Genomic DNA, 17,548 nt, shown 5'->3' with positions numbered 1-17,548 from the left:
CATGTCAGTGGGCGAAAAAAAAGCCCGCACAAGGCGGGCTCAACTACTCGGAGTTTCGCGATCCAGTCGCTAGACGGATCAGCTTCAGTGTAGATGAAAGCTATGTGAAAGTGTAGAGCGTCCGCGTTACAGGTCGAAAAAGACCGTTTCCTTGTCGCCTTGCATATGGATGTCAAAGCGATACACGTTGGCCGTATTCGGATCGCGGCGCGCGATCAGCGTATCGCGCCGGTCCGCCGGAACAGCGGTCAATACCGGATCGCGCTCATTGGCTTCGTCCTCGAAATAGATGCGCGTGAACGTGTGCAGCAACATGCCTCGCATCGTCACGATCACATTCAGATGCGGCGCTTCGTCGGGACTCACGCGGCCCGGTTTCACCGTCTCCACGACAAAGCGCTTGTGCGGGTCCGTGCCCGTGCCCACGCGCGCAAAGCCGCGAAAACCTGTTTTGAGGATTTCCTCGCGCGATTCCGGATAGCGGCCGTCAGCGTCCACTTGCGACACTTCGAGCATGGCATCGCCGATGACGTTGCCGTCGCCGTCGAACACCTGGCCCACGATCGTGATGTGCTCGCCGGCCGCTTCACGGTCGGCCAGAACCGGCGTAAACAGGCTCTTGAAGTCAAAGTCATATTGTTGCGGACACAGGCCGTACGCGAAGTACGGGCCAACCGTCTGGGAGGGCGTTTGCTTGAGAGTAGTCATGGCTTAGCGCTCCATGGGAGTTTCGTTGCGACCGCGCAGCACGATATCGAAGTCGTAGCCGAGCGCATACGACTCTTGCGTCGTGTCGAGCGAGAAGCCCGCGATCAGGCGCTCACGCGCATGCTCGGGCGTCCCCTGGAAAATCGGGTCGAACGCCAGCAGCGGGTCGCCGGGAAAGTACATCTGCGTGACGAGGCGTGAACCGAAATGCTCGCCGAACAGCGAGAAGTGAATGTGATTCGGACGCCAGGCGTTCGGATGATTGCCCCACGGATACGCGCCGGGCTTGATCGTCAGAAAGCGATAGCGGCCTTCGTTGTCGGTGATGCAGCGGCCCGCGCCGAGAAAATTCGGGTCGAGCGGCGCGTCGTGCTGATCCACCTTGTGCACATAGCGGCCAGCCGCATTCGCCTGCCAGATTTCGACGAGCGTATTGCGTACCGGGCGGCCGCCTTCGTCGAGCACACGACCCGTCACGATGATGCGTTCGCCGAGCGGCTCGCCGTTGCGCACCGCATTGCGCGTGAGATCGTTGTCGAGCGCGCCGAGGTCGTCGGTGCCGTAGACGGGCACGCGCTGATCGCGCAGCTTTTCCTTCAGCGGGATCAGCGGACGCGTCGGGCCGCGTTTGACCGACGAACCGTAGCCTGGGTAGATGTATTCGGGATGCGACGCGAAGTCACGCGCGCTCAGAAAGGAATCGTCCATCAGTGTCTCCTTGGCATTTGTGGGATAGGGCGTGTGAAGTGACTTTATCCAAACTGTGCGGTTATGAAAAATGACGTTTTGGCGCTTTTCGTATAACCTTCTGTTATGCAACGCAGCCTCGCGGACAGCCGCGTCAAATTCCGTCATCTTCAGTGCTTTCTGGCTGTGGCCCAATTCGGGAGCGTCCAGCGGGCCGCTGACAGCCTGTCGATTACGCAGCCGGCTGTGTCGAAGACGATCGCCGAACTCGAAGCTATTCTGGGCGTAAAACTGTTCGAGCGCGGCCGTCACGGAGCGGTGCCCACCCGTGAAGGTCAACTTTTCATGCCGCACGCCAGCGCCTGCGTCAGCGCGTTGCGGCAAGGCGTCGATCTGCTCTCGCGCGCGGAAGGCGCGGCGGCGGCCACGCTCGAAGTCGGGATCTTGCCCACCGTCGCCGGCGCACTGATGCCGCCCGTCCTGAAGCGTTTCGGGTCGCTCTGGCCGCGCGTGATCGTGCGCCTGGCAACCGGTGCCAATCCCGAATTGCTCGAGCGTCTGAAAGCGGGCACGATCGAATTCGCGGTGGGACGCCTCGCCGATCCGGAACGGATGGTCGGACTCAGCTTCGAGCAGTTGTTCAGCGAGCCGCTGATCGCCGTCGTGCGCGCGGGGCATCCGCTCGGTGCCGCGCCGGGCTTGCCGTCCGCGGCGTTGGAAAACTTTCCGATCGTGCTGCCGCCGTTCGGTACGTTGATCCGGCAGTCGGCGGACAGTCTGCTGAGCGCGTGGGGCGTGCCGCCGTTGTCGGCGTTCGTCGAAGTGTTGTCGGTTTCGACGGGCCGTGCGCTGACCCTCCAGAACGACGCCGTGTGGTTCGTGCCACTAAGCGCTGTGGAATACGAGCTCGCGCACGGCATGCTGGTGCGCTTGCAATTGCCGTTTGCAGGCACGGACGAGCCCGTTGGATTGATCCGGCGCTCGGACACGCAGCCGTCGCCGGTGGGAAGGGCTTTTATCGACGCGGTGCGCGAGGTCGCGCAACTGCGAATGGCAGCGGGCGCCGCCAAGCCGGCGGGCAAGATCGCACGCAAGCGCACGCGCCGCACGCCGCGGATGCCGACGACTTGAAGCGCATAACGGCGGCGGCCGAGTGACTACGCACGCGAGCGGGCCGTTCGCGGCGGTGGTGAACCATCCAGTACAAAATGAGGTTGCGAACGTCCCGCGAGCCGGTGTACAAACACGGTGCAAACGCCGTCGCGGACCGCAGCAATGCTGCGCCACACCACACGAGCGGTGTCACACTGCGAGTTAATGACGGCTTGCACCGACATCGGGAACACTGGAAACAGCGTCGAAAGACAGCACAAGGAGATTGCCATGCCCAGCGACTTGCCCACTCCAGACGCCGCGCTGCGCGCCGTGTCCGCGCCTGAGCACAATCCGCTCGGCACTGCCGGCCTCGAATTCGTGGAGTTCGCCGCGCGCGATCCGCAGGCACTCGGCGAGACCTTCGCCAAGCTGGGTTTCAAGGCGATTGCGCGCCACATCAGCAAGAACGTCACCCTGTATCGCCAGGGCGAGATGCATTTCCTCATCAACGCCGAACCCGATTCGTTCGCCGCGCGCTACGCTGAAGAATACGGCGCAGGCATTTGTGCAATCGGCATTCGCGTGGCCGACGCGCAGCGCGCGTTCGACCGCGCGATCGAACTGGGCGCGTGGGCTTTCGAAGGCGAGAGGATCGGCGCGGGCGAACTGCTGATACCGGCGATTCAGGGCATTGGCGACTCGCATATCTACTTCGTCGACCGTTGGCGCGGACGCGGCGGCCAGCGTGGCGGGCTTGGCGATATCTCGATCTTCGATATCGATTTTCGTCCGATCGAGATCGACACCGCGCATGCCGACTTGAGCCACGCGGGCCTCGGCCTCGTTGCGGTGGATCATCTGACGCAAACGGTCGGCGAAGGCCGCATGCAGGAATGGCTCGACTTCTATCGTGACCTGCTCAACTTCCGCGAGATTCACGAACTGCATGCGAACTGGCACGTGTCGGCGGAATCGCGCGTGATGGTGTCGCCGTGCGGCGCAATCCGCATTCCCCTGTATGAAGAGGGCACGCGCCGGACGAATTTGATGCACGAGTATCTGCCGGATCATCCGGGCGAGGGCGTGCAGCACATTGCCCTTGCGACCGACGATATCTTCGCGTGCGTCGAGCAATTGCTCGCGAACGGCGTGGAATTCGTCGTGCCGCCGCCGCGCTACTACGATCAGCTCGACGCGCGTTTGCCGGGCCATGGTCTCGACGTCGAGCGGCTGAAGCGCACGCACGTTCTGGTGGATGGTGAGATTGGCGCTGACGGTGTGCCGCTATTGTTTTTTCAGACTTTCGTGCGCCGCAGCCCTGGCGAGATTTTCTTCGAGATCGTTCAGCGCCAGGGGCATCATGGATTTGGTGAAGGCAATCTCAGCGCGCTCGCGCAGGCGCGCCAGCAAGCGGGCGCATGACGGCCCGCGTCATTTTTTCGGCGATTCACTGACGGCCGGTGCTTGCGGAATGTCGGCGCTGGTCGCCATCCATAATACTTCGGCATCCTCTTCACTTGTCGACACTGCGGCATGGCCGGTGCGGCTGTCGAAGTAAAGGCTGTCGCCGGCGTTCAGATGCGTCGGCGCATACAGCTCGGAATAGAGGCATACGCTGCCGCTGATCACGTACAGGAATTCTTCACCTTCATGACGGCCCCAGTCGTCGAAGGCATCAAGTGTGTGCGCAGAGATGCGGATGCGGAATGGCAGCATCGCTTTGTGCGCGAGGTCGGTCGCGAGCAATTCCATCTGATAGCCGCGATACGCGTGGCGCTGCCCTTCGCCTTTGCGCGTCAACGCGCGACGGCCGCTTGCGCTGACCTTCGGCGTGGAGCCGAACAACTCGCCGATTTCAATCTTCAGCCCGAGGACGATTTTCTGGAGCACGTCGAAAGTTGGGGACATCAGGCCGTTTTCGACTTTGGAGAGCGTCGAGCGCGAAACGCCGCAGAGGCGGCTCGCGGTTTCCAGAGTCAGGTCCTGCGACTGGCGCGCGGCGCGGACGCGGCGGCCGAGGTCGGTTGTCGAGGGTTCGGCGGGCTTGGAGATGTGGGTGTCCATGGGGTTGCTGCTTTTGTGGCCAGTGGCGGGCGGGTATTTCGTGTTTCCGATAATAACATTGGCCCCTGTGGTGGGAAGGTTCGGGAGCGGATGCCGGCCACGCGTCGGCAAATGCTGGGCGGGTGCTTGGGCTTTCTGATTGGAAACGGGACAGTTGTCTGCGGCGGCGTAATTGATATTTTCAGGCCCTGTCTCGAATTGACCGGTATTAACCGGCGTTAGAACGCAAGGTGACATAAACATGTGTTTGGTAGACTTTAATATGTGTAGCGCATATTGATAATTTTGTTAAAAGGCACGAGTACCGATTGATTTGCCGTTCCAATGCATTACGATGCTGAAACTGAAAGGTTGCATCAAGAACATAAATCGGTCCATGCCGCAGAATCGTAAAAAATCGCTATCGGGGAATCAGCCGCGCAGAAAGCCGCTTGGCAAAGCGGAACTCCTGCCGTATACCGCCGCGCATGTACGCGAACAGTTGCTGTGCTGGCATCTGTCATTGGCGGCGTTTAAAGCTGGAAAGGGAAACGGGGATCTGCTGGCGAAACTCGTTAAAGCACTTTATCTCACCTGGTATCTTCAGGACGCGGGTTTTGGTGCGGTGAAGCGCGAGGTTTATCTTGAGGCTGAGGGTATTCTGGATGCGGCTGCTCATAGCGCAAGCCGTGATGTCTGGATTATTGAAAACGCGGATTGTCGGCCGATTATCGAGATTCTCGATTTGCATGAGCAGCAGTTGCTTTGTGCGCCGGTGTTTGCTGTCCATGAAGCTGAATCGCGTGTTGTGCGGTTTGCGAGAAGTGAGAGGAGGGCGCCGTGGTAAGGCAGAGCGCCTGTCGCCGTCGCACTGATATGTTGAATTGAGGTTGCGACATTCCCCGGGAAGCGGCTTCCCTTGCGCGGTCTCGGTCAAAACGGTATATACTGTTTATGCAGTATATCCACAACGGGGCACATGATGACCGAAGCAACTATCAAAAAAGCAACGAAGAAGACATTTCATTTCCCCAAGGCAGGCGATGGCGCGCGCAACGGAAACGGCGCAGCGCAGGTTATAGCTACAAGCGCGGGTACTGCCGGAAAGAAAGCGACAGCAAAAAAGGCGCCGAAGCCCGCCGCTCCGGTTGAGGCGGCGCCAGTCAAAGTTGAAGCAGTGCTTGTCAAGACGGACGGAGGCGCGAAAGCAAAGCGCGGGAAAAAGGACAAAGTGGTACGCGACAGCTTCACCATGCCGAAGTCCGACTACGAAAAAATCGCAGCCCTCAAACAGAAATGTCTGGCGGCGGGGGTTTCGGTCAAGAAGAGTGAGATTTTGCGCGCAGGGCTGCTGATGCTCGAATCGGCCGCAGAGAAGCGCCTGCTGGCTGCAGTCTCTGCCGTTGAGCAGGTGAAAACGGGGCGCCCCACAAAGGCCTGAGGTGGTCCATTCGTTTCAGCAGGGAAACGTACCCGTGTCCCAGACCGGGCACGGATGCGTGGCCGGTAATGGGCGCCACTTACGTGTTGCTTCATGCGGCACCTGACAAGGCGGCCCACAATGGCATCCTCGCGAAATCGCGCTCGGCGCCGGTCATGTATTGGGATGCATCCGGCGCAAGAAAAAGAATGGCCGCAGCAATTTCAGCTCGCACCACAGCTTCCCTACCTCAACCTGAACAACCCCACCACCCGCGACAATCCATACGCCTGCTCACTCAACGTCGCTGAGGCTGCCGTGGATTGTTCCACGAGCGCCGCATTCTGCTGCGTCGCCTGATCCATCTCAGCAACGCTCCGATCGATCTGGCTGATCCCGGCGCTCTGTTCATTCATCGCGCCGTCGATCTCCCCGATCACGCGATTCACACGATCGATTCCCTCGACAATCTCCTGCATCGCCGCACCCGCCGCCTGCACACGCTGCGCGCCGGTCCCGACGCTGGCTTCCGATGCCTGAATCAAGTCCTTGATCTCGCGCGCGGCGGTCGCGCAGCGCTGCGCCAGCGTGCGCACCTCGCCCGCCACAACGGCAAAACCCCGGCCGTTCTCGCCGGCCCGCGCCGCTTCAACAGCCGCGTTCAGCGCAAGAATGTTGGTCTGAAACGCGATGCTGTCGATCACGCCGATGATTTCGGTAATGCGCGCAGAAGACCTGGCGATGTCGTCCATCGTGCTGACTGCGCTCGTCACGACTTTTCCGCCGCGCGCCGCTGCCTCGCTCGCCGAGGTCGCCAGTCGCGTGGCTTCCACCGCCGCCTGGGCCGATTGCCTCACGCTGGCAGTCAACTGCGTGAGCGCTGCCGACGTGCTCTGCAAATTGGAGGCGGAAGTCTCCGTGCGCTGCGACAGGTCGCGATTGCCCATTTCGATTTCGCTGGTCGCCGTCTTCATGTTCTCGACGCCCGCCCGCACTTCCAGCAGCAGGGTGCCGATCTTGTCCACGAAGGCATTGAACGACGCGGAAATCTGCGCCACTTCATCGTTGCCCACGACAGGCAGGCGATGCGAAAGATCGCCGCTGTCCGAGCCAATCGTATCCATGGCATCTCGGACCTTCGAGAGGCTGCGGAACGAATGGGAAGTGAAGAATGCGGCAATGCCCACGGCAGCGAGCGTCAGCAAGACCATCGCCACACCGAGCGCTTGCAGCACATTGGAGAGACCCGCCGTGGCCTCGGCTTTGTCGAGTGCGATCACCAGATACCAGTCGGTGCCATGTACCGGTTGCGCCTTGAGCAGCTTGGCGGCCCCGCCCAAGTCGACCAGCAGCGGCGCAGCGGCTTGCGGGAGCGAGGCCAGCGCCTCAGGCGTGAGCGCTGCGGAGATGTCGGTCGCCTGCTTGAGGATCAGCTTGGCATCCGGATGCGCGATCACCTGACCGTCGCGCGCGACCACGAAGGCGAGGCTCGACGGCGTCGGATGCACGGCGGCGACCACTTCGCGCACGCCTTCGAGCGGCACGGCGCCGCTCAGTGCGCCGGTTGCCTCGCCGTTGCGGATCATGGGCGCTGAAAACGACACATACGGCACGCCCGTCGATGCATCGCCGTACGGCTTCGTGACAATCAGCGTGCCCGCCGCGACCGCCGCTTTATACCAGGGCCGCGCGGTCGCATCGTAGTCCTTGGGCGTGGTGCTGCTGGTGGAAAATAGCTCTTGTCCGTCCAGCCGACTGTGGTGATCGGGAAGCCGTCCGCGTTACCCATGTGCTTGACGAAGCCTTGCGGATCACCGTGCTCGACCTCTTCAGCGGTTGCCTTCACGGCTTGTGCTTTGGCAGCCACCCACTTGTCGATGGCCAGCGTATTGGCGCCGGCGATCGCGCTCAGGTTCTGCCCGATCGTCTCCATCGTGTTGGCGCGCACAGTGATGTAGGCAGCGGCCCCCGAGAGCGCGAGCGCGCCGATGACTGTCGCGGAGGAAATGATCAGAATGCGGGTGCGGAGAGAGGACATCGTCGGGTCCGTGAAGAGAGGAAGAGTGCTGCACGAATTTCATGCCTTGCGACGCCTGGGCACCACACTGCGGGGCCGCGGTATTAGCGTCATCTTCTCGGACTACGGCGGAAAAACGGAGAACTTGAGGTTTGCGGCGGGCGGTGGGCGGTGCCAGGCCAGGTTGCGTCGAAAGCGGATCAGGGGCGAAGCCGCCGGGCCAAGGCAGTGTCGGACGTGGGGCACCGATGGTCTGAAGCTTGGCTCGTCTTTCGAGCACGCTGCTGGATATAGCAAGAGCGGTTACTTCCCGATCGCCTTTTTCGCCGGCTTCTTTTTGGCACTCGGCTCAACCCCCACCCGCAGATCCCGCCTCCTCACCAACTTCACAAGCGCTGCAGCAACCGTTTCAAACTCCTCTTCCTTTTGCGACAAATAAAGCCACTTCCCGAGCACCGGGTGCGGCGCGAGCTCTGGAAACTCGCTAGTAATATCCGCCTGCCGATCCCGCGACGTACACACCAGCAGCCCATTCCAGGGCTCCTCGCCATTCCCGACCGCGAGACAAAGCAAACCATCGACATAAGCCGCTTCGAAGCCGAACAACCGCCTCCTCATGAACCCAGGATCGTCCTCGATAGGCTCGAAAACCCACAACAGCGAATTCTTAACGGTTGATCCCATGACCGCTCCTCTTTGCGAAGGGTCATCTTAAAGTGAATACTGTGGACTGAGTGGAAGCGAAGGGCGTGTTTCAAAGCCGCATCAGCGCCGATAAATAGCCTATAACTGATCGCGCCAAGGAAAAAGGCGCAGTTCGCAAACTGCGCCTTTCGCACATCAGCTCGCGACTCGAGGCGAGCAACCTAGGCAAGCAACCTAGGCAAGCATCCTAGGCAAGCAACCTAGGCGAGGAACCTAAGCCAGCAACCCCAACCAGCAAAAAACCGCCCTCACTGAGCCGGCGCAGCAGAACCCGTCTGCGAGGACCCCGTAGCCGTAGAACCGTATCCGGTGCTATCACTTTGAGCCATAGCATTCTGCGCGGCAATACGAGCCTCGGCTGCCTGAATATCGGCGGGATAGTTGGCATCGACGGCAGCGGCCGGATTATAGCCAGCCTGTTCAATCTGCTTCAATTGAGCCTTGACCTCTGCGCGCGTGAGCGGCTGCTCGGACTGTGCAAACGAAGCGAGCGGCGCAGCAAGAACGACGGCCAGCGCGATGGTGTTAATCAGCGATTTCATGATTCTTCCCTCCGGGAATGGTGTTTTCCGATGCCGCGGCAAATCGTCGGCACCATGCGCGGATTGTAGGAAGCGGTTATTCCAGGGAAAACCCCCAATACAGTAATTCACTCTTGCAGCAAACGATAAGTCGGCGTGCTGTAATCCACGGCGTAAAGAATGAAGCCGATTTGTCAGATGCCGTGGCGCACGTCCACTTTATACGCAGTCACCTGCCGGTACATTTCGCCCGCTCGCACGATAACGTCTTGTCGTCCCGGCATATTGACCTCGTTCGGAAAGCCGCCCGCTTCGAGACAGAGTCCAGCATGCGCTTGATAGGCAAGTCCGCCACGTCCCGCGTCGCCTTTCAACCAGTTGCCGCTGTAAAACTGTAAGCCGCGCTGATCGGTCGATACCGTCAATTCGCGTCCACTGCCGGGGTCGTAAAGACACGCGACTTCACGTACATCGCCAGCGCCGCTGGCGCCATCAGCCGTATCGCGCAGCACATAACAGTGATCGAATCCGCCCGCCTGAACGAGTTGCGCGTGCGGCCAGTCGAGGCGTGCGCCGATCGGCGCGCTGTGCCGGAAGTCGAATGCATTGCCCGCTACGTCGGCGAGCTTGCACGGAATCATTGCTGCATCGACCTCAAAGAACTGGTCGGCATCGATTGAAAGCACATGGCCGCGAATATCCGCGCCAGACCGGCCCGTCAAGTTGAAGTACGGATGACTCGTCAGATTGAGCGGCGTCGCGGCGTCGGTGACGGCTTCGTATGCAATGGTCAACGTGCCGTCGTCATCGAGCGTATAACGCACTTGCGTGGTGACGTTGCCGGGAAAACCGGCGTCGCCTTCGGGCGACTCGAGCCGCATGAGCAGCGAGCCATTGTCCTCGCTCACCTCCCACATCGCCCGATGAAAACCGACGCTGCCACCATGCAGCAGATTCGCGCCTTCGTTGCAGTCAAGCGTGTACTCGATGCCGTCGAGCGTGAAGCGGGCATCGGCGATGCGGTTCGCCCAGCGGCCAATCAGTCCGCCCATATAAGTCGTGGCCGCAGCGTATTCGGCGGGCGTGTCGTGGCCGAGCAGAATATCGCCGAGACGTCCGGCGCGATCCGGCGCGTGCCACGAAACCAGCGTCGCACCCAGATCGCTGATCGCGACCTTCATGCCGTGCGCGTTGCGCAGCGTGAAGAGCCGTACGGGATCGCCGCCATTCAGCGCGCCCCACGGCTCGGAAGAAAGTTGTGCGATGCTGATCATGTCGTCGATAAAAAATAAAAGAGTAGAGGCATGCTCAGCCTGGCGTAGAAGCCTGACTCGAATTCGCGCGCTCCTGGTACTCGCGCGGCGTGCATCCGAGCTCACGGCGAAACACCGCGTACATGTATTGCAGCGAGGTGAAGCCGCAACGTATCGCCACTTCCGCACTCGACGCATCGCGCTTCGCAAGCAGCGCCTTCGCGACATCGAGTTTATGGTGCAAGATTTCCTGATGCACGGTGCACTGCCGTTCACGTCGAAAGTACTCTTCGAGCGACGAACGCGACACGCCCACATAATCGGCCACCTGTTCAGTGCGAATGCCCTGGCACGCGTACTGGCGAATGAAGTGCCGCGCGCGCATCACATACGGGCTTGCAAGCGGTTGATGCTTCGTCGATTCAAGCACGTTGATGCCGACTGGCGGCACGAGAATGCGCCGCCCAGGAAAGCGCGCGCCACGCAGCATTTGATGCAACAGATGCGCGGCAGTGCGCCCCATTTCCTCAGTGCCTTGAATGACTGAAGAAAGCGGAATACGTGTGAGGGTGCGCGTGAGTGGATCATTGTCGATGCCGATAATCGCGACTTCTTCCGGCACAGGAATCCCCGCGATCAAACACGCTTGCAGCAAATGGCGCGCACGCGCATCGGTCACAGCGATGATGCCGACCGGCTTCGGCAATTGGCGAAGCCACGCGGTGAGTTGCTCGGTCGCCTGATTCCATGACGGCGCACTGGTCGACAGGCCGCGATAAATCTCGCTGTGAATCTGTTCGGCGCTGCGGCCATCCGCGCTGCGCAAATGAGCGAACGCGAGTTCGCGCTGCTGCGCCCAGCGGTTCTCTTGCGCTTGCGGCAGGCTGTATAGCGCAAAGTGTTCGAGGCCCGTACCGATCAAATGCGTATAAGCGAGCGAGACGAGCTTGCTGTTATCGGTCGCGATATAGGGTAAATCCGGAGGGTAGTGCGCAGGATCTTCAAACGACGAACCCACAGCGACCACCGGCAAGGGACAATCGCGTAGCGCTTCGCTCACGGCAGGATCATCGAAATCCGCGATGATGCCGTCGCCGTCGAAGCGCTCGATGCCCGTCAGCCGGCAGCGAAAATCTTCTTCTAGAAAGAGATCCCACGCCACGCGCGTGGACAGCAGGTAATTGCCTATACCGGTAATGATCTCACGATCGTAGACCTTGTTCGCGTTGAACAGCAGCGCGATCCGATGGGTCGTCTGTGGCGTTTGCGGACGGGTCATAGCGGTGAGCGGCGTGCGGATCGTTAAATCCGCAATCCTATGTCTCCTCTGGGTAGGCCGCTAGTGCAGCCGCGTTTTTTAAGCGTCCGGTTATTCTAGGCCGCGAATCGCGCGCCGGTGCAAAACAAAACCGCGGGCGGTAAGAAACATCAAGCACGCTGCGCAATTTCGCAATTGCCGAGGCTCTCCGCAAGCGGCAGCATGGCGTCACCTTATCGACCGGCGCGGCCACGTCGCACGGGTTGCAGTGCAACAAATTCCTTTGAATGGAGACGCCGATGTCCTACTTCGAACACATTCCCGAGATCCGTTATGAAGGCCCGCAATCGGACAACCCGCTTGCGTACCGCCATTACGATAAAAGCAGGAAGGTGCTCGGCAAAACGCTCGAAGAACATCTGCGTATCGCGGTCTGCTACTGGCATACGTTCGTGTGGCCCGGCGTCGATATCTTCGGGCAAGGCACGTTCAGGCGTCCATGGCAGCAAGCCGGCGACGCAATGGAAATGGCGCTTCTGAAAGCGGACGCCGCATTCGAATTCTTCTCGAAGCTGGGCACGCCGTATTACACCTTTCACGATACCGATGTTGCGCCCGAAGGCACGAGCCTGAAGGAATACAGCGAGAATTTTTCTCTCATAGTGGACTGTCTCGCGCGCAAACAGCAGGATACCGGCATCAAACTGCTGTGGGGCACGGCCAATCTGTTTTCGCATCCACGGTATGCGGCCGGCGCGGCGACCAGTCCGGACCCTGAAGTGTTCGCGTTCGCCGCTACACAAGTGCGCCATGCGCTCGATGCGACGCAACGGCTCGGCGGCGAGAACTACGTGTTGTGGGGCGGCCGCGAAGGCTATGACACCTTGCTCAATACCGACCTCGTGCGCGAACGCGATCAACTCGCACGCTTCCTGCATATGGTCGTCGATCATGCGCACAAGATCGGTTTCAAAGGCTCGCTGTTGATCGAACCCAAACCACAGGAGCCGACCAAGCATCAATACGATTACGATGTCGCGACCGTGCACGGCTTTTTGCTTCAATACGGCCTCGCGAAAGAGATTCGCGTGAACATCGAAGCGAATCATGCGACGCTCGCCGGTCACTCGTTTCATCACGAGATCGCGACGGCCTATGCACTCGGTATCTTCGGCAGCGTCGATGCAAATCGCGGCGATCCGCAAAACGGCTGGGATACGGATCAATTCCCAAATAGTGTCGAAGAACTGACCCTCGCCTTCTATGAAATCCTCAAGCACGGCGGCTTCACAACGGGCGGCATGAACTTCGACTCGAAAGTGCGGCGGCAAAGCGTCGATCCGGAAGATCTTTTTTATGGGCACGTCGGCGCAATTGACAATCTGGCGCTCGCCGTTGAACGCGCGGCCGTGCTGATTGAAAACGACCGTCTCGAGCAATTCAAACGCCAGCGTTATGCGGGTTGGAACGCTGAATTCGGCCGCAAGATTCTTTCCGGCGACTATTCGCTGTCGGCACTCGCCACCGATGCACTCTCGCGCGATCTGAATCCGCAACGCGCCAGCGGTCAGCAGGAGCGCATGGAAAACATCGTGAATCAGGCCATTTATAGCGGACGTTAAAGAGCATCGTTGCAATTAGAAAACCGCGCGGGCCATGCCGACCGCGCGCATAAAAAAGAAGCTTTGGGTTGTCGCTTGTCCGGACCTGCGGCTCGCAGCGCAGGCCGTCCAATCCGGTATTCCGGCTATCAGAAGAAGGAGACAGAGATGAAATTCGCAACGCGTCGTACTGTACTAAGTTCGCTCGTATGTGGAGCGGTGCTCGCCAGCCTGTCGCTTGTCGCGCCGCTGGCGCATGCAAGCAAGGACCACCCCGAGATTGGCTTCTGTATCGACGATCTGCGCGTCGAGCGCTGGTCGCGCGATCGTGACTATTTCGTGGCCGCTGCGGAAAAGCTCGGCGCGAAAGTGTCGGTGCAATCCGCGGATGCTAGCGAGGCGCGCCAAATCTCGCAGATTGAAAACCTGATCTCGCGCGGCGTGGACGTGATCGTGATCGTGCCGTTCAATTCGAAGACGCTCGGCAATGTCGTCGCCGAAGCCAGAAAAGCGGGCATCAAGGTCGTTTCGTATGACCGCCTGATTCTCGACGCCGACGTCGACGCCTACATTTCATTCGACAACGAGAAGGTCGGTGAATTGCAGGCGCAAGGCGTCTTTAACGCGCAACCCAAGGGTAACTACTTCCTGCTGGGCGGCGCGCCGACCGACAACAACGCAAAGATGCTGCGCGAAGGGCAACTCAAGATATTGAAGCCGGCAATCGACAAGGGCGACATCAAGGTAGTCGGGCAGCAGTGGGTGCCGGAGTGGAGTGCCTCCACGGCGCTGCGCATTGTCGAAGATGCGCTGACCGCGAACAACAACAAGATCGACGCAATCGTCGCGTCGAATGACGGCACGGCTGGCGGCGCGATCCAGGCACTCGCTGCGCAGCACATGGCGGGCAAGGTGCCTGTGTCGGGCCAGGACGCGGACCTCGCGGCGGTCAAGCGGGTGATTGCGGGCACGCAGACCATGACCGTCTACAAGCCGCTGAAACTGATTGCGGGCGAAGCGGCAAAGCTCTCCGTCGCGCTTGCGAAGGGCGAGAAGCCCGCCTATAACGCGCAATACGACAACGGCAAGAAGAAAGTCGACACCGTGCTGCTGCAGCCAACGTTGCTGACAAAGAGCAATGTCGACGTAGTCGTCAAGGACGGCTTCTATAGTCAGGCCCAGCTCGCGAGCCAATGACGTAACGCGCGCGCGGTTTGCGTCGATACATGTAGCGCGTATCGGCATGACCGCGCGCCTTGCAGCGAGGCATAGCGAATGACGCAACCGTTACTGACAATGCGCGGCATCGTCAAAGCGTTTTCAGGCGTGAAAGCACTCGACGGCATCGACCTGACGGTCGCGCCGGGCGAGTGCGTGGGCCTGTGCGGCGAGAACGGCGCAGGCAAATCGACGCTGATGAAAGTATTGTCGGGCGTATATCCGCACGATACCTGGGATGGCGAAATAACCTGGGAAGGCAAGCCGCTAAAGGCAACGGGCATACGAGACACCGAACGCGCCGGCATCATCATCATTCATCAGGAACTGATGCTGGTGCCCGAATTGTCGGTGGCGGAGAACATCTTTCTCGGCAATGAAATCACGCTGCCCGGCGGCCGCATGAACTACGCCGCAATGTACCAGCGCGCCGACGAATTGCTGCGCGAACTGCGCATTAGCGGAATCAATGCGGCGCAACCGGTAATGAACTATGGCGGCGGCCATCAGCAGTTGATTGAAATTGCCAAGGCGCTGAACAAACGCGCGAAGCTGCTGATTCTCGATGAACCGTCATCGTCGCTGACTTCGGCTGAGATTGCGATTCTGCTGGACATCGTGCGGGATTTGAAGCGGCGCGGCGTGGCCTGCGTCTACATCTCGCACAAACTCGACGAGGTCGCCGCGGTTTGCGACACCATCAGCGTGATTCGCGACGGACGTCATGTCGCCACTGAGCCGATGCACGCGCTCACTACAGACCGCATTATCTCGTTGATGGTCGGGCGCGAAATCAAAAACCTGTTTCCGCGCGAGCCGCATCCCATCGGCGATGTGATTTTCGAAGCCCGCAACGTAACCTGTTTCGACGTGACGAATCCGCGCCGCAAGCGTGTGAACGATGTCTCGTTCGCGTTACGGCGCGGAGAGATTCTCGGCGTCGCCGGTTTGGTCGGCGCGGGGCGCACGGAATTGATGCAGGCGATTTTCGGCGCCTATCCCGGCGTGAGTGAAGCGACTGTGGTGATGGAAAGCAAGCCGCTCAGGATTCGCGCGCCTATCGATGCAATCCGCGCGGGCATTGGCATGGTGCCGGAAGATCGCAAACGGCACGGCATTGTGCCGGGTTTGAGCGTGGGGCACAACATCACGCTCGCTGTGTTGCAGCGCTTTGCATCAGGCGGGCGTATCGATTCAGCGGCTGAACTGGACACGATTCATACGGAAATGAAGCGGCTTTCTGTGCGCGCCGCTCATCCGATGTTGTCCATCGCGAGCCTGTCGGGCGGCAATCAGCAGAAGGCCGTGCTTACGCGCATGCTGCTGACCAATCCGAAAGTGCTGATTCTCGACGAACCCACGCGCGGCGTCGACGTCGGTGCGAAATACGAAATCTACAAACTGATTTTCCAATTGGCGCAGCGCGGTATGTCGATCGTGATGGTGTCCTCAGAATTGCCGGAAGTGCTCGGCATTAGCGATCGCGTGCTGGTAATCGGCGAAGGCGAGTTGCGTGGCGATTTCGCGAACGAGGGCCTCACGCAGGAAGACATTCTCAGCGCCGCCATCCGCCCTGTGCAGCGAGTCCCGAACCCAACCGCAGCGAGTGCCGCATGACGCCCGACGTTACTTCCCAACGCGCCGACGATACCGCGCCGCGACACGCATTCGGCGGTTCGCAGCGCATTCAGCAATTATTCGCGCGCTACAAGATTCTCGCGTTGCTGATTGCTGTGGCTGCAATCTGGATTTTCTTTTCGGTTCTCACGCATGGCGCTTTTGTCACGCCGCGCAATCTGTCGAACCTTCTGCGGCAAATGTCGATTACGGGCATGCTTGCATGCGGGATGGTGTTCGTAATCATTGCGGGCGAGATCGATCTGTCGGTTGGATCGTTGCTTGGTTTGCTCGGCGGCGTGGCCGCGATACTCGATGTGAACCGCCACTGGCCGATAGGCGTCACATTGCCGGTGGTGATGCTGCTTGGCGTGCTCGTCGGCCTCTTCAACGGATGGTGGTCCACGTACCGGCGCGTGCCTTCGTTCATTGTTGGCCTGGGCGGCATGCTCGCGTATCGCGGCATTCTGCTCGGCGTAACAGGCGGCTCGACCATCGCGCCGGTGTCCGAGAGTTTCGTGTTCGTGGGGCAAGGATATCTGCCGAAGCTTGCCGGCGATACGTTGGCCGTGGTGCTATTTCTATTGCTGGCATTTCTGACCATACGTCAGCGGCGCAATCGCGAGCGTTATCAGTTGAGCGTGGTGCCGGTGTGGCAGGACGCCGCGAAGGTGGTTGGCGCGGGCGTGATTCTCGCCGGCTTCGTCGCCACCCTCGATCGTTACGGCGGCATTCCCGTGCCGGTCCTATTGCTGCTCGCGCTGCTCGGCGTTTTCACGTGGATTGCGACGCAAACCGTGTTCGGGCGGCGCATTTACGCGGTCGGTTCGAACCTCGAAGCGACGCGCCTTTCAGGCGTCAACACGAATCGCGTGAAGCTCGCCATTTTCGCGCTAATGGGGTTGATGTGCGCGTTCGCCGGCATTGTCAATACGGCGCGGCTCGCGGCCGGTTCGCCGTCGGCGGGATCGATGGGCGAACTCGATGCGATCGCCGCGTGCTTTATTGGCGGGACCTCGATGCGTGGCGGCTCGGGCACGGTGTATGGCGCATTGATCGGCGCGCTCGTGATGGCGAGCCTCGACAATGGCATGTCGATGCTCGACGTCGACGCCTATTGGCAGATGATCGTGAAGGGCAGCATTCTCGTGCTGGCTGTGTGGATCGATGTGGTGTCGGGGTCGAACCGGCGGTGAGTAGCGCTGGCTGAATAGGGAGGCGATCTCCCTACATTTAATGAAACGCCCCACGACTCCGACCGAACCGCGCGCATCGCACTAACGCCCACACCGCTTCATCCGACGAATTTAAGTTCTCTCCCATTCGCCCGTCTTACTACTATTGCGTGAGACACAAGGGCGCGAACCGGCGCCTTCACAGCTTGTTACCGGCGAGCAGGCGGATA

The 17,548-nt window shown here is 60.2% G+C and carries 15 protein-coding genes and 1 pseudogene; 8 read left to right on the top strand and 8 right to left on the bottom strand.

Going from position 1 to position 17,548, the window contains the following annotated elements:
• Positions 1 to 126 precede the first annotated feature (126 nt).
• Together pcaG and pcaH are read right to left on the bottom strand one after the other, a co-directional pair.
• Complete coding sequence (pcaG, locus tag C0Z16_RS26355; protein WP_102635005.1) at positions 127 to 708, bottom strand: protocatechuate 3,4-dioxygenase subunit alpha; 582 nt, start codon at positions 706 to 708, stop codon at positions 127 to 129.
• Positions 709 to 711: 3 nt separating this feature from the next.
• Positions 712 to 1,416: a protocatechuate 3,4-dioxygenase subunit beta gene (gene pcaH, locus C0Z16_RS26350; protein WP_102635004.1), complete on the bottom strand. Its 705-nt coding sequence runs from the start codon at positions 1,414 to 1,416 to the stop codon at positions 712 to 714.
• A gap of 105 nt (positions 1,417 to 1,521) precedes the next feature.
• Between pcaH and pcaQ the strand changes: the two genes are divergently transcribed.
• Together pcaQ and C0Z16_RS26340 are read left to right on the top strand one after the other, a co-directional pair.
• Positions 1,522 to 2,526, top strand: a complete 1,005-nt coding sequence (gene pcaQ, locus C0Z16_RS26345; RefSeq protein ID WP_102635003.1) for a pca operon transcription factor PcaQ — start codon at positions 1,522 to 1,524, stop codon at positions 2,524 to 2,526.
• Positions 2,527 to 2,778: 252 nt separating this feature from the next.
• Positions 2,779 to 3,912, top strand: a complete 1,134-nt coding sequence (locus tag C0Z16_RS26340) for a 4-hydroxyphenylpyruvate dioxygenase family protein (protein WP_102635002.1) — start codon at positions 2,779 to 2,781, stop codon at positions 3,910 to 3,912.
• A gap of 9 nt (positions 3,913 to 3,921) precedes the next feature.
• Here the strand turns inward: C0Z16_RS26340 and C0Z16_RS26335 are convergent, their stop codons facing one another.
• Positions 3,922 to 4,554 (bottom strand): helix-turn-helix domain-containing protein, encoded by a 633-nt coding sequence (locus C0Z16_RS26335; protein ID WP_102635001.1) that lies wholly within the window; start codon positions 4,552 to 4,554, stop codon positions 3,922 to 3,924.
• Between the two features lie 334 nt (positions 4,555 to 4,888).
• Here C0Z16_RS26335 and C0Z16_RS26330 point away from each other — a divergent pair, with 334 nt between their 5' ends.
• Together C0Z16_RS26330 and C0Z16_RS26325 are read left to right on the top strand one after the other, a co-directional pair.
• Positions 4,889 to 5,380, top strand: coding sequence for a hypothetical protein (locus C0Z16_RS26330; RefSeq protein WP_244201367.1), 492 nt, complete (start codon positions 4,889 to 4,891; stop codon positions 5,378 to 5,380).
• Between the two features lie 135 nt (positions 5,381 to 5,515).
• Positions 5,516 to 5,974, top strand: a complete 459-nt coding sequence (locus tag C0Z16_RS26325) for a hypothetical protein (protein WP_102635070.1) — start codon at positions 5,516 to 5,518, stop codon at positions 5,972 to 5,974.
• A 224-nt stretch (positions 5,975 to 6,198) separates the two neighbouring features.
• Here the strand turns inward: C0Z16_RS26325 and C0Z16_RS26315 are convergent.
• The 5 genes and pseudogenes from C0Z16_RS26315 to C0Z16_RS26295 form a co-directional block, all read right to left on the bottom strand.
• A pseudogene (locus tag C0Z16_RS26315) lies at positions 6,199 to 7,991 on the bottom strand (methyl-accepting chemotaxis protein).
• 282 nt (positions 7,992 to 8,273) lie between these two features.
• Entirely contained in the window at positions 8,274 to 8,654 is a 381-nt protein-coding gene (locus C0Z16_RS26310) for a hypothetical protein (protein ID WP_102634999.1), read from the bottom strand.
• Between the two features lie 269 nt (positions 8,655 to 8,923).
• Complete coding sequence (locus tag C0Z16_RS26305) at positions 8,924 to 9,217, bottom strand: DUF4148 domain-containing protein (RefSeq protein ID WP_102634998.1); 294 nt, start codon at positions 9,215 to 9,217, stop codon at positions 8,924 to 8,926.
• Positions 9,218 to 9,390: 173 nt separating this feature from the next.
• Positions 9,391 to 10,470 (bottom strand): aldose epimerase family protein, encoded by a 1,080-nt coding sequence (locus tag C0Z16_RS26300; RefSeq protein ID WP_102634997.1) that lies wholly within the window; start codon positions 10,468 to 10,470, stop codon positions 9,391 to 9,393.
• 34 nt (positions 10,471 to 10,504) lie between these two features.
• A complete protein-coding gene (locus C0Z16_RS26295; RefSeq protein WP_102634996.1) occupies positions 10,505 to 11,728 on the bottom strand; it encodes a XylR family transcriptional regulator in 1,224 nt (407 codons plus the stop codon).
• Positions 11,729 to 12,006: 278 nt separating this feature from the next.
• Between C0Z16_RS26295 and xylA the strand changes: the two genes are divergently transcribed.
• From xylA to C0Z16_RS26275, 4 genes are all read left to right on the top strand, one after another.
• The gene (gene xylA / locus C0Z16_RS26290; protein WP_102634995.1) at positions 12,007 to 13,329 is read left to right on the top strand and encodes a xylose isomerase; all 1,323 of its coding nucleotides are present in this window, start codon (positions 12,007 to 12,009) and stop codon (positions 13,327 to 13,329) included.
• Between the two features lie 147 nt (positions 13,330 to 13,476).
• Positions 13,477 to 14,505 carry a D-xylose ABC transporter substrate-binding protein gene (gene xylF / locus C0Z16_RS26285; protein WP_102634994.1) on the top strand — a complete coding sequence of 343 codons (1,029 nt, stop codon included), beginning with the start codon at positions 13,477 to 13,479 and terminating at the stop codon, positions 14,503 to 14,505.
• Positions 14,506 to 14,583: 78 nt separating this feature from the next.
• Complete coding sequence (xylG, locus tag C0Z16_RS26280) at positions 14,584 to 16,143, top strand: D-xylose ABC transporter ATP-binding protein (protein WP_102634993.1); 1,560 nt, start codon at positions 14,584 to 14,586, stop codon at positions 16,141 to 16,143.
• A complete protein-coding gene (locus C0Z16_RS26275) occupies positions 16,140 to 17,339 on the top strand; it encodes a sugar ABC transporter permease (RefSeq protein ID WP_102634992.1) in 1,200 nt (399 codons plus the stop codon). Before xylG ends, C0Z16_RS26275 begins: the two co-directional genes overlap by 4 nt.
• Positions 17,340 to 17,548 lie beyond the last annotated feature (209 nt).

Origin of the sequence: Paraburkholderia rhynchosiae, assembly GCF_002879865.1 — a bacterium.
Taxonomy (GTDB): domain Bacteria; phylum Pseudomonadota; class Gammaproteobacteria; order Burkholderiales; family Burkholderiaceae; genus Paraburkholderia; species Paraburkholderia rhynchosiae.
The sequence above is the reverse complement of the archived record's forward strand: the minus strand, read 5'-3'. Positions and strand labels throughout refer to the sequence as shown.